Here is a 19,530-nt window from a genome sequence, read left to right as displayed (position 1 = left end):
CTCGGTTCCTTCCTCAGGTTTTGATCTTGACAGGCCTGGCACCCTGCGGCGCTCCGGTCTGACGGTCTATTCAGCAGCGGCAGGCAAAGCATTCATCGCGTGGAAGTCTTCGCGGTAGGGCCGCGCCGTCGGAGGCAGTTCGCGCTTCACGAAATAATCCTCGTTGCGCAACTGCCGCAGAAAAGCGGGCACCATCTCGCGGTATGCGTCCAGGATCGAAGCATTCGGAGCCGGCAAATCATGCTTGATGAGCTCATGAAGCTGCGGCAGCGCATGGTAAGGCACCATCGGAAACATGTGGTGTTCCACGTGGTAATTCATGTTCCAGTAGATAAAGCGACTGACCGGGTTCATATACACGGTGCGCGAGTTCAGCCGGTGGTCCACAACATTGTCGGCAAGGCCGCCGTGCTGCAGCAGGCCCACCAGGACCATGTGCCAGCAGCCGTAAAGGCGAGGCAGACCGATCAGCATCAGGGGGAGCCAGGATCGCAGGACCAGCGCCAGCACCAGCGTCACGGCGTAAATGGCGATGTGAAGCCGCGCGGCGTCGATAGCCTTGCGCCGTTCCATCTCCGGGATGAAGCTCTGCTCATCTTCGGTGATTGTTCCGACGGCGTTTTTGAGCAGCGCCTTCATCGAATGCCACGTGTCGAACAGGCCGACAAAATTCGCGACGGTGCGCGCCAGATCGGGCGGCCGCATCACGGCGATCTCGGCATCCCGCCCGACGATGCTCGTATCGGTGTGGTGGCGAGCATGGCTCCAGCGCCAGGTCACCGGATTGCGCATCAGCATGAAGCTGGCGATCCGATAGACGACATCGTTCATCCAGCGCGTCTTGAAAGCGGTGCCGTGACCGCACTCGTGCCATCGAGAGTCGCTCGCCGAGCCATAGAGCGTGCCGTAGACGAAGAAGCAGGGCACGCACCACACGCTTCCCCACAACGCAACGCCACCCGCGGCCGAGACAAGCAGGGCCGCGATCCAGATCGTGGTGTCCCGAATCGCGGGCCCATCGGAGCGCTGCATCAGCGCCTTCATGGTCTTGCGCGGCACATCGGTATGATACCACTCGGCAGAGGCCAGCCCGGTCTCGATGGCGGACCGGGTGCTCTCGCCGACGAGGCTGTAATCACGCCGTGGCTTCGCGAGGGTCTCGGCGGCAGCGCTCACCATAGTCGCCTTTCTTTAAAATCAATGGATCTTGCAGCGCAGTGCGGCCGAGATCGATGATATCTGATGATTTATGATCTTATATGATGTTATCGTCAAGCTAGATGCGGCAATTTACATCAGTTGTAGACGCAAGATCAACGGTGCGACAGATTTGGGAAGTCGTTCGAGGGTGCCGGATAGTCCTCGTCGGGTTGGCTGCCCAAAGACGTGACACGGGTGTCAAACTGGGCGATCGCCTCGGCGCCGTCGACGAGGCGGAACACAGCGTCGTAGTGTCGCTCGTCGCCGTGCTCCAGCCAGATCATTTCACCTCGCTCGCGTGCGGCGGCGTCACCCAGCACGTGATGGGTCGAAGGCTCGATGCCTATCGTGTAGTGGCCGGACTGGAAGTTCTGCCACTCATAGGTGCAGGGTAACTGCGCCTTGCGCGTGCGGATCTCGAAGCCGAGGCCCAGGCGGTCGTTGATGAGGGCGGCTGACGTCCAGCCTTGGTCGTCAGCGGCGAGATCGTGTTGCCAGACCTGCTCGCGGAAATCGGGACGCGGGTCGGGCATTCGCCGGTAGCCGACGGCTTGGCGCCGATAGTCCGGGCCGGCGTGGGACGCCCAGACCACGTAGCGGATAGGGGCCGCAAAGCGCGCGCCCTTGTCGAGCAGAGGATAGCCGAGGTTCACGTGGTAGAACAACATGTGCGGCGTGCGGGCAAAGCCGTGGTTTTCGACCCGGTCGGTGATGCGGATCTCTGATCCGCCGACATCGGCCTCGATCCGGCGATGAAGGTGAAGATCCTCCCCGAACACGGTGGATTGCTGCATGACGCCCTCGGCCCATAGCACGCACCGTTCGTCCTCCCAGCGCTCGCCATAACCGCTCAGGCGGGCCGGAATGGCGCTGAGCCGGCCATGCAGGCCATGACGGACCGACGAACGACCGGGATAGTGGTAGGTTTCGGCCGACACCTCGGCCGGACCGAGGATATGATCCAGCCCGCCTGTGACGAGCAGCCCGGAGAAGGAGCGGAGCCAGCCGAGCCCCGCCTCGCCCTCGGGTTCGTGCAGGCCGGGGTGCCGAAACCCGCTCGGCGAATGCCAGCCGATCGCCTGACCCCGAATCTCGCAGTCGCCGATGTCGAGCGCGCGGTCCACCAGCGCGGTAAAGCGCAGGCCGGTGCCCGTACGGAACTCGAGCACCCGGATCCCGCGCTCCACCCCATCGCCAAGCGTCATGAGCCGCACGCCGGCGAATTGCGACAGCGCGCCGGAACGTTCGGCGAGGTCGCGCCGCGTCAAGATCCGTCCGTAGAGCTCAACCATGGACGTCGCTCCCCGCAAGCCGTTCGCTCGGGGCACTCGCGAAGGCCCCGGCGAGGATGCTCTCCTCGCTCATCCCCGCGCGGTCGAGATCGGCGGCGATCCGTCCCCCCGCGAAAACCAGGCAGCGATCAGCGACCGCGAGGATCTCGGGCAGTTCGGAGGAGGCCATCAGCACGGTCGTCCCCGCGGCGGCGAGCCGGCTGATAATGTCGTAGATCTCGGCCTTGGCGCCGACATCGACCCCGTGGGTCGGCTCGTCGAGCAGCAGCACCTTGGGGGCCGCCAGCAGGGCCCGCGCGAACAGGGCCTTCTGCTGATTGCCGCCCGACAGGGCCGTGATCGGCTGGCTATCGTCCGCCATGCGGATGTTCAGCGCGGCGCTGAGGCGTCTCACCGCGGCCGCTTCGGCGCGGCGATTGACGAAACCGAGGCGGCTGAACCCAAATAATCCGCTGACGCTGATGTTGCGGCGCACCGAATGGGTCGGAAGGATGCCGCGCGTTTTGCGGCCCTCGGGCAGCATGAAGAGGCCGCGGCGTACCGCCTGCCCGACCCGGCCGAGTGCCAGCGGTGCCCCGTCAACCGTGACCGAGCCCGAGCGCGCTGCCCGGTAACCGTAGAGCGTTTCGAGGAACTCCGTGCGGCCGGCGCCGACGAGGCCGAAGAGTCCCACGACTTCGCCTCCCCTAGCCTCGAGGTCGATCCCCTTGAGATGGCTCGCGTCGGCGAGGTTGCGAACGATCAGACGGGTGGTCGTCTCGATCCGTCCGTGCGGCCGGTAGGCGAAGGTCGTGGGTCGCCCGACCATGTGAAGGATGAGATCGGACTTGGTCGCAGTCCTGGCCGGCAGGTCGACGATCAGGCGCCCGTCGCGCAGCACCACGATGCGATCGCAATGGGCGAGCGCTTCCTCGAGCCGATGCGTGATGAAGATCAGGCCGGTGCCTTTGGCGGCAAGTTCATGCGCGAGGGAAAAGAGGCGCTCGCCCTCGACGGGGGTCAGCGAGGAGGTCGGCTCGTCGAGGATCAGGAGGCGGGGCTCCTCGGCGATCGCTTTGGCGAGTTCGACAAGCTGCTGTTCGCCGCTGCGCAGGGTACCGAGCCGCACGCCGGGCTCAATCGCATCGAGTCCAACGCGTGCGAGAACGCGCCGGGCCTCGGCGTTCAGTCGTTTACGGTCGACGAACCCCGCCTTATTGGCGAGGTAGCGCCCCAGGAAGATGTTCTCCGCCACACTGAGAGACCCCGCCGTGGACAACTCCTGGTGGACGAAGCGGACCCCGAGCGCCTGTCCGTGGCCGATGCCGTCGAGGTCCATCGGCACGCCGTCGAACGTGAGGGTACCGGCCGTGGGGCGCAGCTTGCCCGCTATGATGTTCATCAGCGTGGATTTGCCGGCGCCGTTCTCGCCGATGAGGCCGATGATCTCGCCCGGCCTGATCGTGAGATCGATCCCGTGCAGGATCGCCGTCTCGCCGAAACGTTTCGTGATGCCTTTAATGTCGAGAATGGCAGCGGTCATGGCGGCTGCGGTCAGTCGAGAGGACCGGCCGGGGTGATGATGTGCCCCTTGACCGCAATGATTTTCTCGGCGGGCGGCTTGCCGGTTACGAGCGTATTGTAGAGCGTCACGGTCGAGTCAAAGGCTTGCTGGAACGGCGCTTGGTCGATCAGCGCGTACATCTCCCCCGTCTTCAGGTAGGCCATATTGTCGGGTGTATGGTCGAAGCCGACCACGCCGACCTTGCCGACCAGGCCAAGGTCCTTGATGGCCTTGGCGGCGCCGAATGGGCCGCCTGCGGTGACATAAACCAGCGAGAGGTCCGGATTGGCTGTCACCATGTCTTGCACCAGCGAGTAGGCGACCTCCGCTTTGTCCTGGTTCTCGAACGGTCCGACGATCGTGATGCCGGGGGCGTTGGCCTTGATGTAGTCGATCGCGCCTTTCATGCGATTATTGTGCTGGACGGCGCCGAAATAGCCGGTGATCACCCCGATCTTCCCCTTGCCGCCAAGCTTCTTGACCATGAAGGCGCCGAGCTGCTGGCCGGCCGCGATGGCGTCCTGACCCATGAATGCGATCCGCTTCGAGGGCACGGAGCCTTCCGCGATGATGTTGAAGACCGGAACGCCGGCATCCGCTGCCTCGTTGATGGCCCGTTCGGTGCCGTCGAAGATCGGGACCGTGACGATGCCGTCGTATTTCTGAGCGACCGCCCCTTCGATGCCGGCAATCACGGCTTCCGCATTGAGGCTGTCGCCCAGGTCGACGTAGTCGACCTTGACGTTCTGGGCCTTGAGATAGTCTGCGGCCGCTTTTGCGCCCTCCGTCACCGGCACCCAGAACGGATTGTTCTGGAACGACAGGAACGCGATCTTCAGCGGACCCTTCGCGTTGGTGACGGCCTCGACCGTACCGCCCTTGGGCAGTTCGGCCGCCTTCAGGCCGGAAGTGCCGGCCAGCAGGCCAGCGGTGGCAGTGATGATCAGGATACGCCTGGTTAAATTCATGTCGGTCCCCCCAGATGTTGTTTGTTAATCGTCCCGGCCACGCCGGATGCCGTCGATACCGACGGCCAGGATGATGACGAGACCTTTGCAGACGATCTGCCAATGGGCCGAGATGCCCAGCAACACGAAGCCATTGCTGAGCAGCGCCATCAGCAAAGCGCCAAGCACGACGCCGAGGATGGAGCCCCGACCGCCCGCAAGCGCGGTGCCGCCGAGGATCACGGCTGCGATGACATCGAGCTCATAGCCGCGGCCGAGGTCCGGGTTGGCGCTGGCGAGGTTACCCGACAGAATGATGCCGCCGAGTCCCGCCAACAAGCCGCACAGGATGAAGACCAGCAATCGCGTGCCTTCGACATCGATGCCGGCCAGACGGGCCGCGGCAGGACTGTCGCCGATCGCGTAGATGTTGCGCCCGATCCTGGTCCGTGAGGCGAAGATGTGAAACACGATCGCGAGGACGATCATCAGGATCAGCGAGATCGGCACGGTGTAGAAACGCCCAGCCCCGAGGAAGTCGGCGAAACCAGCCGTGAACGGGATCGGAATACCGCCTGTCATCAGCAGCGCGAGACCACGTGCCACCGACAAGGTGCCAAGGGTCGCGATGAACGGGTTGATATTGAGCCGGGTGAACAGCGTGCCGTTGACGAGGCCCGTGAGGCCGCCGACGCCAAGGCCTGCCAGCAGCGCCATCACGGCACTGCCAGCCGTTCGGTCGACATAGGCCGCGACGACGGCCGCAAGGCCGAGCGTCGAGCCGACCGAGAGGTCGAGCCCCCGGGCGATGATGACGAGCGCTTCGCCGAGCGCCACGATCGCGACCACCGAGGCCTGGCGCCCCACGTTGAGCAGGTTGCGGGGCGTCAGGAAGAACGGGTTGGCAAAGCTGAGGTAGACGACCACGAGCAGGATCATCAGCGCGACGGACGTCTCGCGCTGGCCCATCAAGGCTTTCGTCCACCGCAGCGGCGCCGCTGTCATCAACCGTGAGGGCAGGGTGGTCACAGGCTGTTTGCGCTGAATTTGTCGTCCAGAAACTTCTTCGACCGAGGCACATCCGCCTCATTGAGATGCTCGACGATGACCGCGATGTTGGGGTGTTTCTCGCCGAGGCGCTGCAGATAGAGATCGTAGTTCAGCGAGCCCGTGCCCGGCGCGTTGAGCACGATCTCGCCAACGCCGCGGAACGTGTGGGACGCGAGGGCATCGTCGTCGCCGATATCCGCATGCTTCTCGCTCTTATCATCACCGGCGCGCGCCACATCCTTGGCATGGGCGATCTTGATCTTGTCCGCGAGGGTGTCGAACACTTGGTTCAGCACCTTGTCCATGGCGTCGATATTGTGGCTTTCGAAGTAGTTGGTCGGATCCATCAGCAGGCCGAGCCCGGGATGGTCCACCTGTGCAAACATCCGCACGGTTTCCTCCACCGATCCGACGACGTTGTTCACATAGGTTTCGAGCAGGAACATCGACCCGTGGTCGTAGGCCTCCTGAGCAAGTTCCGCGATGATCTTGCGGCACATCTCGAAGCCTTCTTCCGACTTGTTCTTCGGGTCGCTCATCCATTCGGATTCGGTATTGTAGGTGCCGGTCTCGGAGATGACGTAAGGCGTTCCGAAGGCGCGCGCGTTGCGGATAATCTCCTTCAGGCGATCGACATTGGCTTTACGGTGGTCGAGATCGGGGTGGATGATATTGGTGTAGCCGGAGATGCAGGAGATTGGCAGGTCGTTGGCCCGGAAGGCATCACGCACCGTCTTGGCCTTGTCCTTGGTGATCTCTCCCGCGCCGAGATCGATATCTTTGAAATGCAGATCGAGCTGCACGGTGTTGAAGCCGTGGCTACGGATCCGCTTGGCAGTCTCCTGGAGACCGTAGGGGAAGTAGCCCGTGAAAATCCCGGATTGCATCATTATCGTGGTCCCTCCTGAGGTTCAGTTGATCGCGATTTCGGACAGCTTGACCGTGCGGCCCTCGGCGATGGACCGGTAGCCAGCCTCGACAAGAGCCATCGTCTTGACGTTGTCGGCCACCGAGAGCACCGGGTCGTCGCCGCTCTTCACGGCATATTGCAGCTGCTCCATCACGCCGATGAAGGCGCCGGGGAACCACATGGTCTCCCAGCTTGGTTCGCGCCACTGGCCGTCCGTGGTCCGGGTCGAGGCATAGCGAAGGGTCGAGGCGGTGCCGGTCGGCCAGCCGATCGTGCCCTTGGCGGTGCCGGCCAGGCCCTCGACCCGCCAGCCGATATGCTGGTCGTCTCGGTAGCCCTCCTGATGCGGCCCCGACCACACATCCTCGATCGACACGGCCAGCAGACCCGAGGGAAACCGCAGCGTCGATACCGTAATGCCGTCGGCGTGATCGAAGCGGGTCCGCGGGTCCTTGCGGGTCTGCGTAGTGATCTCGTCGGGGTCGCCGAACAGGTAGCGCAGCACGTCGAGGTGATGCACGCTCATATTGGCCAGCGTCAGCCGGTCGTAATTGGCCAGAAACGGCTGCCAGTGCGGGATCGCGTGCATGTCGATCTGGGCGAAGACGATGTCGCCGAGCTCGTCGCCGTCGATGATCTGCTTCAACACGCGCATCGACTGATCGAAGCGCATGTTCTGGTTGACCGACAGGATCTTGCCGGCGGCCTTCGCCTCGTCGCGCAGGGCAATGGCCTCGGCAAGCGACAGGGCCAGCGGCTTTTGGGCCAGAATCGCCTTGATGTGGGGCTGCGTCAGCGCATGCCGGATCAGGGCCGGCTGCTGGTCGGGCGGGAAGGCGAGATCGATAATCGCGATCCGCGCATCCTCGATCAATGCGTGAGGGGTGTCGTGAACGGTCGGGATACCCCAGCGCGCGGCGATTTTGGCGGCCCTTTCCTGCGTCCGCGAGGCGATCGCGGTCACCGGAAAGCCGGCCTCCTTGTAGGCCGCGAGATGGCACTCGGCCATGATCATGCCGGCGCCGATGCACCCGATCGCGTAGTCACGGCAGCGGACCGCAACGTCCGGCCTGAACCCCAACGCATCGCCCATCTGTCTCTCCTCGCTCGTCATCGGGCCAGCGCTCGGCCGTCGGATGCAAAAGCATGCACGGCGCGTGGATCCACCGTGATCCCGACGGCGTCGTTAACCCTGACGCGCGGCTGTCCCCGCATCAGCGCTTTCAGCAGCGTCCCGGCGGCCTCGATCGTCACCACCGTGAAGCCGCCGAGTGGCTCGACCTCGAAGACCCGGGCCGATGCGCCAGTCGGGGCATCCGGGGCCGCGACACGCAGGTCCTCGGGCCGGATGCCGATCTCGCTCGCGTCGTCCGGTAGGGTCGCGACGGGCAGCAGGATGGCGCCCCCGGCGGCTTGGCTCGATCCGTCCGTCCGGCGATCGCGGTGCAGGATGTTCATCGTGGGCGCACCGACAAGGCTCGCCACATAGCGGTTAACGGGGCGCTCGTAGATATCCTGCGGCGCACCGATCTGGCTGACCCTGCCGTGATCGAGGATGGCCATGCGGTCGGCCACCGACATGGCCTCCTCCTGGTCGTGCGTCACGTAAATCAGCGTGTGGCCGAGGTCGCGCTGAAGTCGCTTCAGCTCGACGCGGGTCTCCTCCCGCAGCCGAGCATCGAGCGCCGACAGGGGATCGTCCATTAGGTAGGCGACTGGGTCGCGCACCAGGGCGCGGGCGATCGCCACGCGCTGCCGCTCGCCCCCCGACAGTTGCGCCGGCGGCTTGTGCAGGATGTGTCCGATGTGGAGCTTTTCCACCACGGTCGCGAGCCGCGCCGCGATCTGCGCCTCGGGCACCTTCCGCTCGACCAGCGGAAACCGGATGTTGTCGCGCGCGGTCATATGCGGGAACAAGGCGAGGTTCTGGAACACCATGGCGACGTTGCGCGCCGCAGGCCCGATCATCGTGACCGGTTTTCCGTCGATCAGGATGTCGCCCGCGTCGGGAGTTTCAAGGCCGAGCATCAGCCGCAGGATGGTGGACTTGCCCGACGAGGGCGGCCCGAAGAAGCAGAAGAACTCGTTGGTCTCGACCGTGAACGAGACGTTATCAACCGCGACGATCTCTCCGAAGCTCTTGGTGACGTTGTGAAAGGCGATCTCGGCCATCAGCGGGGCTCCGTGATCGTCTGGCCGGTCACGGCATCGAACAGCCGCACCGAGGCTGGATGGGGCTGGATCGTCACCATGTCGCCCGCTGTGGCGGCCGCGCCGGCATCGGTCACGACCTTCACGGTCTCGGTGCCCGACCCGATATGCACGATCGTGCGGGGCCCGATGCGCTCGACGACGGTGATGGCGCCGCGCAATCCAGGGCCCTCCGACGCGAGCGTGACCTCCTCGGGGCGGAACCCGATAACGACGTCAGATGCCGCGCTCCGCAGCAGAGCCGCGGCGCGGTCGGCGGGAAACGGTGCCGTCCGGCCCAAGGGGCCGAGGTCGGCCACAAGTCCGCGATCGCTTTGGACGAGGGTGCCAGGCAGCAGGTTCATGCCCGGCGAGCCGATGAAGCGGGCGACGAAGAGGTTCGCGGGATGGTTATACACGTCGAGCGGTGTGCCGACCTGCTGGAGCACCCCGTGATCCATCACGGCGATGCGATCGGCCATGGTCATAGCTTCGAGCTGGTCATGCGTGACATAGACCATGGTCTGGCGGAACTGGCGTTGCAGGTGCTTGAGCTCGGTGCGCATCACGGCCCGGAAGGCGGCATCGACGTTGGACAGTGGTTCGTCGAGCAGGAAGATCGCCGGTTCCATCACGGCCGAGCGCCCGATGGCGAGCCGTTGGAGAATGTTGACAGACAGGCCCGCCGACTTTCTGTCGAGCAAGGGAGTGAGTTGCAGCAGATCGGCGATCGCCATCACGCGCCGCTCGACTTCATGCCGCGGGCGCCCCTGCGCCATCAGGCCGTAAGCGAGGTTCTGGCTGACGCTAAGATGGGTAAAGATCGCGTAGTTCTGAAACACGAAGCCCACGCCGCGCCGCGCCATGGGCACGCCTTTCATGGGGCGGTCGTCGAACAGGATGCGCCCCTCGCTCGGGGCCTCCATGCCGGCGATCATATTCATCGTGGTCGACTTGCCGCAGCCCGAAGGGCCGAGCAGCGCCATGAACTCGCCGTCCGCGATCGTGAGGTCCATCGTCTTCAGAGCCGTGAAGTCGCCGAACCGCTTGACGAGGTGTTCGAGCCGGATCTCGGTCATCGGGCGGCTCCGATGCGGGCCGCCTCGAGGCGCTTCATGGCAAATACCGTGAGGACCGACAGGGAGATCAGGATCGCGAGCGCGATCGCGGCGACATAGCCCCAGATCAGGTCATTCGTGGTGATCTTGTAAATATAGACCGAGATGGTCTCGGTGGCGACGCCGGGTCCACCCCCGGTCATGATGAACAACGTGTCGAAGATCTTGAAGGCTTCGATGACGCGGATCGCTAAAGCGATGATGATGATCGTCTTGGTGCGTGGCAGCATGATGGTGCGGAAACGGTACCACCAGGAGGCGCCGAGCAGGGTCGCTGCCTTGAGTTGATCGTCCGGCACGCCGACGAGACCGGCGAGCAGGATCAGAAACATCAAGGGTGTCCACTGCCAGATATCGGCAAGCATCACGGCCACGAGCGCGAGGCTCGGGTCGGACAGCCAGGCAAGGCGGATGTCTTGTCCGGTCAAGGTCGACAGCAGCGCGTTGATCGGGCCGCCGGACTGAAACAGGATGAAGAACATATACCCCGTGACGGCCGGTACGACCATCATCGGCATCAGCAGGATCGAGTAGAACACGCGCTTGCCACGAAAATCGTCGATGAACAGGGTCGCGAGAAAGAGGCCGATGAGAAACTCCGCCGGCACGCACACGGCCATCACGAAGGCGGTTCGCCCTAAGGCCTTCCAAAGGCGCATGTCGTGCAGCAGGTCGCTGTAATTGGCCAAGCCGTTCCACAGCCGATAAGCGTTCCACCAGCCCGTGCCTTCGAGCGGCGACCAGTCCGTGACGCTGATGTAGAGCTGCATCAGCAGCGGGAAGACCGAGATGAACAGGATCAGCAGCTGCGTGGGAAGCGTCAGGCGGAACCCGAGCGTCCGCCCCTCCCTGTCCATCGTCGCGCTGCCGCGCCGAGGCGCCGGGGCCACGCTCGCGGCCGTGGATGTGGAGACGGCGCTCATTGCTTGAGGGCCCCGAAGGTCAAGCCGCGGACCAGGTGCTTCTGGATCGCCACGCCGAGCACGACCGGCGGGATGGCGGCAATGAGGCCCAGCGCAGCCTTGGCGCCATAAAGCTGGCCCGTCATGGAGGACGACAGGGACGCCATGTAGACCGGGATCGTCACCCACTCCTTTTGGGTGAGCAGCAATCCGATCAGGTAGTCCGACCAGTTCAAGATGAACACGAAGAGCGCGGAACTCGCCAGGGGGCCCGCATGATCGGCAGCGTGATGCGGGTGAACACGCGCCAGCGCGAGCAACCCTCCACCAGCGCCGCTTCCTCGATCTCGCGCGGCATTTCGTCGAAGAACGTTTTCATCAGCCAGAATGCGAACGGCAGAGTCACGATGCCGTAAACGAGCGCCAGCCCCCACCAGGTGTCGATCATACCGAGGGCGGCCCACATGATCATGATCGGGATCATCACAGCCATCGGCGGAAACAGCCGCAGCTGGATCAGCGCGAGCGGCAGATTCTGGCCCGACCCGAACCGCGACAAGCCGTAGGCCGCCGCCGTGCCGCACACCATGGCGATCATCGTCCCGAACACGGAGGCGAGCAACGACGCCGCGATCGGCTTCAGCGCGGTCTTCTCCAGCGCGACGATCAGCGCCGTCGACGACTGGCCGAAGATGAAGCGGAAATTGTCCCAGGTTGGACGCCGCGGCCACCACGTGAGCTCTGCCCCCGTGGTGCTCCATTCGTTGATGGGCTTGAACGCCATCGAGATCATCCAAAGGATGGGCACGAGCGTGATCGACAGCGCGACCGCGATCGCGGCGTAGCGGAAGATCTCGAAGGCGATGGAACGCTGCATGCGGGGTCCTAGGGGCAAACGCTCCCGCGAGGGGAGGTGGTTGCGGGGTCGGCGCACGCCGTGGGGGTTGCGAGCCTTGGCCGCTCTCGCCCTGGTGGGTTCAGGCGATCGGGTCGAGGATCGTGGGCCAGGCGGCTTTGTTGGTCTTGATCGCCTCGACCAGCTTCTCTTCGCCCACCCGCCGCGCAATGCGCTTCCACTCTTTTTCGGTATCGGCCATCGCTTCGGCGGGCGTCTTGGCCTTGGTGCAGGCCGCCACAAGATTCTCGTCGAGCGCGTTGTGGAAGGCGGTCGCGCCGGGATAATTGATCGAGGGCACGGCACGCGGCACCGTCTCGCGCACCACGTCCATGTGCCAGGCGTGATACGTTTCGCGCACCAGCGGATCGTTGAAATTCGCGAGCTGGAAGGGGTCGAAATACCCGGCCGGATTGGCCGTCATCCACGAATAAATCCGGCTCGATCCCAGCCATTGCAGAAGCAGGTAGCAGGCTTCGGGATGCTGGCTTTGTGCCGAAATCGACGCCGAGAGGTTGAGCCACAGCACCGACCGGCGGATCAGTTTGCCGTCGATGTCCCGCCCGGGCGGGAGCGCCGTGCGTAATTTGCCCGTGACCTTCGAGTCAGTGTTGGCGGGCGAATCCAGGAACTTCGGCAGGTTGGAGAAGGCGCAGGTCATTGCGGCGCCGCCCTGGCCAAAATTGCCATATTGCTCGGGCCATCCCCAGCTGATGGCATCGGGCGAATGGTAGGCGAGCGAGGCGACATATTCGGCCGTGGCGGCGACGCCCTGCTCGCCGTTGATCAGCGGCGCGCCGCTGTCGCTGAACAGGTACTGGTTGGGTGAGGCCATCGAGGTGTAGCGCTGATACCAGTTGGTATAGCCCCAGCCCTGGTTGCGCAGATCCGTGCAGCCGAACAAGCCTTTGTCCGGCCGATGGAAGAAGGACGCAACCTCGTCAACGGCTTTCCAGGTGCGCGGCGCGGCGAGATCATAGCCGTATTTGTCCTTGAAGGCCTTCTGCTCGGCTGGGTTTTCAAACAAATCCTTGCGGTAGATCCAAGTCTGAAAGTCGCCGTCGAGGGAGACGCCGAAGACCGAGCCGCGATACTTGTTGAGGAGAGTCACGCCCTTTTCGCCGCCGACATAGCCGCGGGTCGGATCGTCCCACTCCGGCTTATATTTCTCGACATATTCGTCCATCTTGACGATGCCGTTGGTTTCAGCGAGATCGCCCAGGCGGTTCCACTCGACCGCATAGATGTCGTAGGCTCCACCCTTGGTGGACACGTCCTGCATCGTCTTGGTGAATTCCTGACCGTTGGGCTGACCAACGATTTCGATCGGGATGCCGGTTTCCTTCTCCCACAGCTGTTTGATGGACGGTGCGCCGGCAGGAAACGGTTTGGCGAGCTGCCCGATCGAGCCGTCGGAGAGCCCGAGCACGATCTTGCTCGGCGCTTTCCCTGCACCTTTCAGCGCCTTGATCCCCTCAATGGCGCGGCCTTCCGGCGTGTCTGGCCCATATTGGTATCGTTCACAGCCGGCGAAGCCTGTCGGGCCGCCAATCATGCCGGGCGCGAGCGCATCGGCGGCCATCGCGCGGCTGGGTCGGATGAAGACGGGGGCGATACCCACCGCGGCCGTGAGGGCGAAAGACTGAGCGCCTGACGAAAGCAGGCGACGGCGCGTGATCGAACGCATGTCTTGCATGGCGTTTTCCCCCCGGATGAACGACGTCTTGCGCATCGCTATGATGTTTATTGACGATCAGCGCTCATGATGTCAAATCATTTCATAGCAAAAAACATCATCACGCATCGTCTAGGAGAAGCGTATTTTGGATTGATCGTACCTGCGATGTGTTGCCTCTTGTGGCTCTGATATGATGCGTTACACACCCGGATGTCGGACCGGGACACGTCTGACGAGAGGAACATCGTTGCGCTCGACCCTCATCGACATAGCTCGGGCTGCCGGCGTTTCCACCGCGACCGTTGATCGGGTTCTCAACAACAGGACCGGCGCACGAAGCCGAACGCGGGATCTTGTGTTGGAGGCGGCACAGCGGCTCGGCTACATCGGCGTGGGGACACCGCCAGCAGCCGCGATGCCCGCCCCGAGTGGCGCGACGCGGCTCCACTTCGTCCTGCCGGCGGGGGACAATACGTTCATCGCCGCCTTGCACCGGCAGATCGAGCAGCAGGCACGCGGCCGTCAAGACCTCGACGTGAGCATCGTGACCATCGAGGGGTTCAACCCCGACACGCTGGCGCGAACGCTTCTCGACCTTCGCGGTCAGACCCAGGGAATCGGCGTCGTCGCGCTCGACCATCCGACAGTGCGCGAAGCGTTGCGGGCACTGGCCGCGAGCAATGTCGAAGTGGTCACCATCGCGTCCGACATTCACCACGTGCCCCGATCGGCCTATATCGGGATCGACAACCGGGCGGCGGGGCGGCTCGCCGGTTATCTCGTCAGCCGCTTCTTAAGCGAGCGTCTTTCGGGCAAGGTCGCGCTGTTTGCCGGGTCGCTCTCATATCGAGGGCACGAGGAGCGCGAAATGGGCTTCCGGCACGTCATCGCCGAAATGTCGCCATCCTTGCAACTCGTCGACCTTCGCGAGATGGGCGACGACCGCGAACGCGCCTACGCCGAAGCCGCCGCGCTGCTCGACCAGCATCCCGCCCTTTCGGCTATCTACAACGTCGGCGCCGGCAACACCGGCATCGCGCGCGCCCTCAAGGAGCGCGGGCGCGATGGCTCGGTGATCTTCGTGGGACACGAAGCCACCGACGAAACGCGGGACCTCCTGCTCGATGGAACCCTCGACGCCGTCATCGACCAGAATCCACGTGTGGAAGCCCGCGAGGCGCTGAACGTCCTCAGTCATCGCATCCGGGGGGTCGACTATGACTATCACCCGCCTCGCCTTCAGGTTATTTTCAAAGAAAATATTCCGGAGGTCTGACGCCTGCCAATCAGAATCACGGCGGGGTCGGTGTTGAGGTGATTCACGGCCATGCAGTAATGGCGGGGTGGAATCGGCCGATGAGGCCGACCTTTCGCCCCTCAGCAGTCCAAAGCCCTGGATTCGTCTGCACCGATCACTGATCCGATCGCATCGTTCGATCTTCGATCTTGTCCAACACGGCTTCTGGCGCGACGTCGCGTTCCAACTCTTCCAACTCGGGTTGATCGCTCGTGTCGACGCCGAGGTGTTTCGCGATGGCTTTGGTGAGTGTCAGAAGCCGTGTGACCTCATGCTCTGAAAGGAGGTTGATCTGCAGGTCGAGGTCGGCCCGTTTATCGTCCAAAGCGGCCGCTCTATTCTGACTGATGAGAACGAAGGTCGACAAAAATATCGCTTCGACGGACGCCGCTGTCGCCAGGATCACGAAGGTCGGGTCCCACGGTTTGAACCCGGGCACCAATCCGACGTTCAGGAGTTCAAAGTCCAAACAGAGCAAGATGGATGTAAACAAAAGCCATGCTTCCCGTGAAGTGTGTAATGGCTTCCGCAATCTTCTCCTGGGTGCTGGACTTTCGTTCATCAGCTCTCCGGCGGTCTTGGAGAGCGTGAATATTACGGTTCAAGACCGATGCTAGAGTGGCGGGAACCGGGGGCGGTACCGTTGGTCCTTTGTTTGTTGCTTGGTTCATGTCGCCTGGCATGACAATCGCCTTCCAGAAAAATCGATGCTGACGTCCACAAGCGACGAGACGCGCGGGCCACTCCTCGTCGGCGATCTTTCAATCACGGATCTCGAATCGACCCCGACAGCGTCCGTGGCGTTGCCAACCTCCGAAACCGGAAATTGGCTCTCTGTTTAAAATTAAACGTTCGACGGCCAGTGCAGAGGAATGCGAACTTGTGGCTCAACCTGTGGACCGCAAAGCTGTCGCAAGTCAGCGCTCAACCCTGACGGCTCACCCTTGAGAAATGCGGGTCGGACGACGCGGATCGACGGCAATCCACCGCGCCAAGGCGGGCCATCTCAGGACAGGCTCTCAGTTCTATAAAGCGCCCCGCGATCGGAGGCCGGGGACAGGCTTGCATCCTTGCCCTCGAGACACGACGCCTTGCACAGCCGTAAGGCAATGATCTTTATAATTAATTATGCCTCACGTTAACCTTGCGTTAACTCTTCGCTATGGCGTGAGGTATGAGACGTGTCCGAAGCTCCAAATATTGCGACGATGGTGTTGCCGATTTCTGCGACCTATCGCGGCAAAAGCCGCGTTGGGCAGTATAGTGTCGTTGGTGACGGCCCGGCCGCTATCGTGACAGCCAAATACCGCTTAAGCGAGAAGTCGCGGCCTCAGGGTTGCCTTTCGCCGCAGCAGACGGCTCGCCTTCTTCTCAGCGATATCATCCGCAACTGCGCCTATTAGGCACCGCGACACTCGCGATACCGATATGATGTTTCTCAACCGGATCATCGACCTTCATCAGCGTTGATTGAATCGCGCAGGATGACCCAAAGTTTCCTGGGTCATCCTGTCCGGTATTGGTCCGAATAAGGACTGTGCGGGCGACATCGAAACGACGCTACCCTTCCTGCATCGACACAGAGAGGCTCGGTTTCCCTCGCGCTCCCTGCATCGTATTGCGCCTCAGACGACGCCGTTGCCGCCTGTCGCGCCATAAATCTCACCCGTTATGAAGCTTGCTTCTTGCGATGCGAGCAGCACGTAGACGGGAGCGAGTTCGACCGGTTGTCCCGGGCGTCCGAGCGGAACCTCGGCACCGAATTTGGAGACCTTTTCCTGCGTTTGGCCGCCACTCGGCTGCAAAGCGGTCCAGAAGGGGCCGGGCGCCACGCCGTTGACGCGAATGCCCTTCTCGATCATCTGCTTGGCCAAAGCCTTGGTGAAGGCGACGATCCCAGCCTTCGTGGTCGCGTAATCCAAAAGCGTCTCAGACGGGCTGACGGCCTGAACCGAGGTCGTCGTGATGATCGAGGCGCCCGGAGCCATATGCGGAACGGCCGCCTTCGCGATCCAGAACATCGCATAGAGATTGGTCTTCATCGTGAGGTCGAACTGCTCGGCCGTGATGTCGCCGATCTCCGGCTGCGAGACCTGCTTGGCCGCATTGATGACGAGAATATCCACCCCGCCCAATCCTTTGACCGTGTCGGACACGAGCGTCGAGCAAAACGCCTGATCGGTGATGTCGCCCGGAAGCGCGAGCGCCGTCCGGCCTTCCGCTTCGATCAGAGCCAGCACTTCTTTGGCGTCGGCCTCTTCGTTCGGCAGATACACGATCGCGACATCCGCGCCCTCACGCGCGAAAGCGATCGCCGCGGCGCGGCCGATGCCCGAATCGCCTCCGGTCACGAGAGCCTTTCGCCCCTTGAGACGGCCATGGCCGACATAGCTTGTCTCGCCGTGGTCGGGGGTTGGGTCCATTTTCGAGGCCAGTCCGGGAGCCGATTGTGGCTGCTTCGGAAAAGGCGGTTGCGGATATTGCGTGCGGGGATCCTGCATACGCAGGCGCTCGGCAGACTGATCGGTCATGTTAGTTCTCCACGGCTCGGACTTGCTCAACACTTGCTGGGCGCCCTGGTTTCAGGGGTGCGGCATCGCGGTCGTTCAACGACACGGCCGCATGGATCAGGGAAAGGTGGCTCAAGCCCTGCGGGATGTTGCCGATGAAATTGCCGGTCTTCACGTCCAGCATCTCGCTCATGATGCCGACGCTGGCCGGGAGCGCTGCGAGAGCTTGGTCCATCAAAGCGCCGGCTTCATCCCTCCGCCCCAGCGTCGCATAGGCTTCCACCAGCCAGAACGTGCAGGCCACGAAGCAACTTTCTTCGGCCTCGGCGCCCGAATAGCGGTAGAGCCAAGGACTTTGTTGTCCGAGCCAGGGCGTGTGGCTTAAGTCGCGGCGGATCGCGTCCAAGGTCGTGGATAAACGCTCGGGGTCCGGAAATCCGAACCGAACCGCAAGAGCAATCGATGCATCGAGCCGCTCGCTGCCAGCAAAGAACGTATAGGCGGCCTTTTTCGACGACCAGCAATGGTCGTTGACCCAGGTGGCAATCCTGTCGCGTTCACGCGACCATCGTGGTGCGGAGGTCGACGGCAGATGTCCCTTGTCGGCCAATTCGACGGCTCGAGCCAAAGCTTGCCACGCACTGATCTTCGACATCGTGTAGTGCTGCAATTCCTGCAGCTCCCAAAGACCGGAATCCTTGATCCGCCATCGCTCCGCACAATCATCGGCCAATTCCGACAACACGAAGGCACTATGCTGATCGAGGATGTTGCCGCCAGCGACGAATTGCGACGCGGCCTCGAAGATATCGCCATAGATGCCGTGCTGGTGTTGCTCGGCCGCGATGTTGCCCACCACCACAGGCTGGGAGTCGCGGTAACCTGGGATGTCGAGATGCCGGACGGGAGGCACCGGGCCTCCATCGAGCCGATAGCAAACCTTGGCACCGGTTTCGCCAAGCCGGTGGATCAGCCACTGAAATGCGGCCTGGCTTTCGGGCAGCACCCCGAGGCGCAAAAACGCGTTCAGCGTATATCCTGCATCGCGCACCCAGGCATATCGATAGTCCCAGTTTTTCTCGCCACCGACCCGTTCGGGCAGGGACGTCGTCGCGGCTGCCGCGATGGCGCCGGTCGGCGAAAACAGCAGGAGTTTCAGAGCCAGCGCGCTGCGGCGGACTGCTTCGCGATAGGGGCCCTCATAGTGGAGGCCTTCGGCCCATTCGCGCCAAGCGCCGTCGCTCACCTCGATGCGGCGATCGATATCGGCCAAGGGCGGGACAGCAAGCGGCTGGTCTTCGCCGGCGATCACGGCAATGAGGGCTCGCTCGCCTTCGTGCAGGGTTCCCTCTGCGACGATGGTTCTGTCCTGCTCCTCGATGATGCGGAGATTGTCGGTCGCGCGGAACAGGCCGAGCACAGGTCCAACGTGGAAAATGCAGCCATTCGCGTTGGGTTGTAGCCACGGCGATACCGTGTCGCCGCGCGTCCCGAAGACGAGGCTGGCGCGCATCGTCACGGTGCCGGTGACGACCTCGATCCGTCTGGCGAGCTCGCACCAGGGCAGTCGCCCGGCCAACGTGCTGTTCAAGGACTCAGTCAGCCGGACAACACCACCGGCTGTCGTGAAGGTCGTCTCCAGGACGTTGCTGTCCCGGCGATAATGACGCGCGCTTTCAAACCGTTCCGTCGGGGCGACGGTGAAGTGCCCCCCGGCAAGGGGATCGAGAAGCGCATCGAGCAAAGGCGCAGAGTCGATGTTTGGCACGCACCACCAGGTGATGGCCCCATTGGGTGCGACGATCGAAATCGACCGTCCATCGCCCAGTGCCGCATAGTCTTGCAAGTCGAAGGCCTGCCGTTCCTGGCTCGGCGACAGGTCGGCGAGCGTTAGGTTTGCGTGATCTTGCCCCATGTTGGGGATGTCGCGCGATCCGTCGCGTCGCCCGTCGTCATCTCGTTTCATGCTCGATCTTTCGAATTGACGAGGCGGGCCTT

At 63.1% G+C, this 19,530-nt stretch carries 17 protein-coding genes and 1 pseudogene; 2 read left to right on the top strand and 16 right to left on the bottom strand.

Annotation, left to right across the window (positions count from 1 at the left end; all coding sequences use genetic code 11):
- Positions 1 to 66 precede the first annotated feature (66 nt).
- From EY713_RS02775 to EY713_RS02720, 13 genes are all read right to left on the bottom strand, one after another.
- The gene (locus tag EY713_RS02775; protein ID WP_131113457.1) at positions 67 to 1,179 is read right to left on the bottom strand and encodes a fatty acid desaturase family protein; all 1,113 of its coding nucleotides are present in this window, start codon (positions 1,177 to 1,179) and stop codon (positions 67 to 69) included.
- A 134-nt stretch (positions 1,180 to 1,313) separates the two neighbouring features.
- Positions 1,314 to 2,492: an aldose 1-epimerase family protein gene (locus EY713_RS02770; protein ID WP_131113456.1), complete on the bottom strand. Its 1,179-nt coding sequence runs from the start codon at positions 2,490 to 2,492 to the stop codon at positions 1,314 to 1,316.
- Positions 2,485 to 4,014 carry a sugar ABC transporter ATP-binding protein gene (locus EY713_RS02765; protein WP_245572871.1) on the bottom strand — a complete coding sequence of 510 codons (1,530 nt, stop codon included), beginning with the start codon at positions 4,012 to 4,014 and terminating at the stop codon, positions 2,485 to 2,487. Before EY713_RS02765 ends, EY713_RS02770 begins: the two co-directional genes overlap by 8 nt.
- Positions 4,015 to 4,025: 11 nt before the next feature.
- Positions 4,026 to 5,003 carry a sugar ABC transporter substrate-binding protein gene (locus EY713_RS02760; RefSeq protein WP_131113455.1) on the bottom strand — a complete coding sequence of 326 codons (978 nt, stop codon included), beginning with the start codon at positions 5,001 to 5,003 and terminating at the stop codon, positions 4,026 to 4,028.
- A gap of 24 nt (positions 5,004 to 5,027) precedes the next feature.
- Entirely contained in the window at positions 5,028 to 5,951 is a 924-nt protein-coding gene (locus EY713_RS02755; RefSeq protein WP_245572870.1) for an ABC transporter permease, read from the bottom strand.
- 56 nt (positions 5,952 to 6,007) lie between these two features.
- On the bottom strand, positions 6,008 to 6,922 hold the full coding sequence (locus tag EY713_RS02750; RefSeq protein ID WP_131113454.1) for a sugar phosphate isomerase/epimerase family protein: 915 nt from the start codon (positions 6,920 to 6,922) through the stop codon (positions 6,008 to 6,010).
- A gap of 21 nt (positions 6,923 to 6,943) precedes the next feature.
- On the bottom strand, positions 6,944 to 8,035 hold the full coding sequence (locus EY713_RS02745; protein ID WP_131113453.1) for a Gfo/Idh/MocA family protein: 1,092 nt from the start codon (positions 8,033 to 8,035) through the stop codon (positions 6,944 to 6,946).
- Positions 8,036 to 8,052: 17 nt separating this feature from the next.
- A complete protein-coding gene (locus EY713_RS02740) occupies positions 8,053 to 9,114 on the bottom strand; it encodes an ABC transporter ATP-binding protein (RefSeq protein ID WP_131113452.1) in 1,062 nt (353 codons plus the stop codon).
- Positions 9,114 to 10,211, bottom strand: a complete 1,098-nt coding sequence (locus EY713_RS02735; RefSeq protein ID WP_131113451.1) for an ABC transporter ATP-binding protein — start codon at positions 10,209 to 10,211, stop codon at positions 9,114 to 9,116. The genes EY713_RS02740 and EY713_RS02735 overlap by 1 nt, the downstream gene beginning before the upstream one ends.
- On the bottom strand, positions 10,208 to 11,173 hold the full coding sequence (locus EY713_RS02730; RefSeq protein WP_131113450.1) for a carbohydrate ABC transporter permease: 966 nt from the start codon (positions 11,171 to 11,173) through the stop codon (positions 10,208 to 10,210). The genes EY713_RS02735 and EY713_RS02730 overlap by 4 nt, the downstream gene beginning before the upstream one ends.
- Complete coding sequence (locus tag EY713_RS23055; protein WP_245572869.1) at positions 11,170 to 11,388, bottom strand: ABC transporter permease family protein; 219 nt, start codon at positions 11,386 to 11,388, stop codon at positions 11,170 to 11,172. The genes EY713_RS02730 and EY713_RS23055 overlap by 4 nt, the downstream gene beginning before the upstream one ends.
- Positions 11,385 to 12,029, bottom strand: coding sequence for a carbohydrate ABC transporter permease (locus EY713_RS02725; RefSeq protein WP_245572868.1), 645 nt, complete (start codon positions 12,027 to 12,029; stop codon positions 11,385 to 11,387). The genes EY713_RS23055 and EY713_RS02725 overlap by 4 nt, the downstream gene beginning before the upstream one ends.
- 100 nt (positions 12,030 to 12,129) lie before the next feature.
- Positions 12,130 to 13,743, bottom strand: coding sequence for an extracellular solute-binding protein (locus EY713_RS02720; protein WP_131113449.1), 1,614 nt, complete (start codon positions 13,741 to 13,743; stop codon positions 12,130 to 12,132).
- 229 nt (positions 13,744 to 13,972) lie between these two features.
- Between EY713_RS02720 and EY713_RS02715 the strand changes: the two genes are divergently transcribed.
- Positions 13,973 to 15,001 (top strand): LacI family DNA-binding transcriptional regulator, encoded by a 1,029-nt coding sequence (locus tag EY713_RS02715; protein WP_131113448.1) that lies wholly within the window; start codon positions 13,973 to 13,975, stop codon positions 14,999 to 15,001.
- A gap of 136 nt (positions 15,002 to 15,137) precedes the next feature.
- On the opposite strand, the pseudogene EY713_RS02710 reads toward EY713_RS02715, so the two are convergent.
- Positions 15,138 to 15,693 (bottom strand): annotated as a pseudogene (locus EY713_RS02710) (DUF1003 domain-containing protein).
- A 510-nt stretch (positions 15,694 to 16,203) separates the two neighbouring features.
- Between EY713_RS02710 and EY713_RS02705 the strand changes: the two are divergent.
- Positions 16,204 to 16,425 carry a hypothetical protein gene (locus EY713_RS02705; RefSeq protein WP_131113447.1) on the top strand — a complete coding sequence of 74 codons (222 nt, stop codon included), beginning with the start codon at positions 16,204 to 16,206 and terminating at the stop codon, positions 16,423 to 16,425.
- A 222-nt stretch (positions 16,426 to 16,647) separates the two neighbouring features.
- Here EY713_RS02705 and EY713_RS02700 read toward each other — a convergent pair whose 3' ends face one another.
- Together EY713_RS02700 and EY713_RS02695 are read right to left on the bottom strand one after the other, a co-directional pair.
- Positions 16,648 to 17,553, bottom strand: a complete 906-nt coding sequence (locus EY713_RS02700; RefSeq protein ID WP_131113446.1) for an SDR family oxidoreductase — start codon at positions 17,551 to 17,553, stop codon at positions 16,648 to 16,650.
- A gap of 1 nt (position 17,554) precedes the next feature.
- Complete coding sequence (locus tag EY713_RS02695) at positions 17,555 to 19,498, bottom strand: glycoside hydrolase family 15 protein (protein WP_245572867.1); 1,944 nt, start codon at positions 19,496 to 19,498, stop codon at positions 17,555 to 17,557.
- Positions 19,499 to 19,530 lie beyond the last annotated feature (32 nt).

This window comes from Lichenihabitans psoromatis (assembly GCF_004323635.1).
GTDB lineage: Bacteria > Pseudomonadota > Alphaproteobacteria > Rhizobiales > Beijerinckiaceae > Lichenihabitans > Lichenihabitans psoromatis.
The sequence above is the reverse complement of the archived record's forward strand: the minus strand, read 5'-3'. Positions and strand labels throughout refer to the sequence as shown.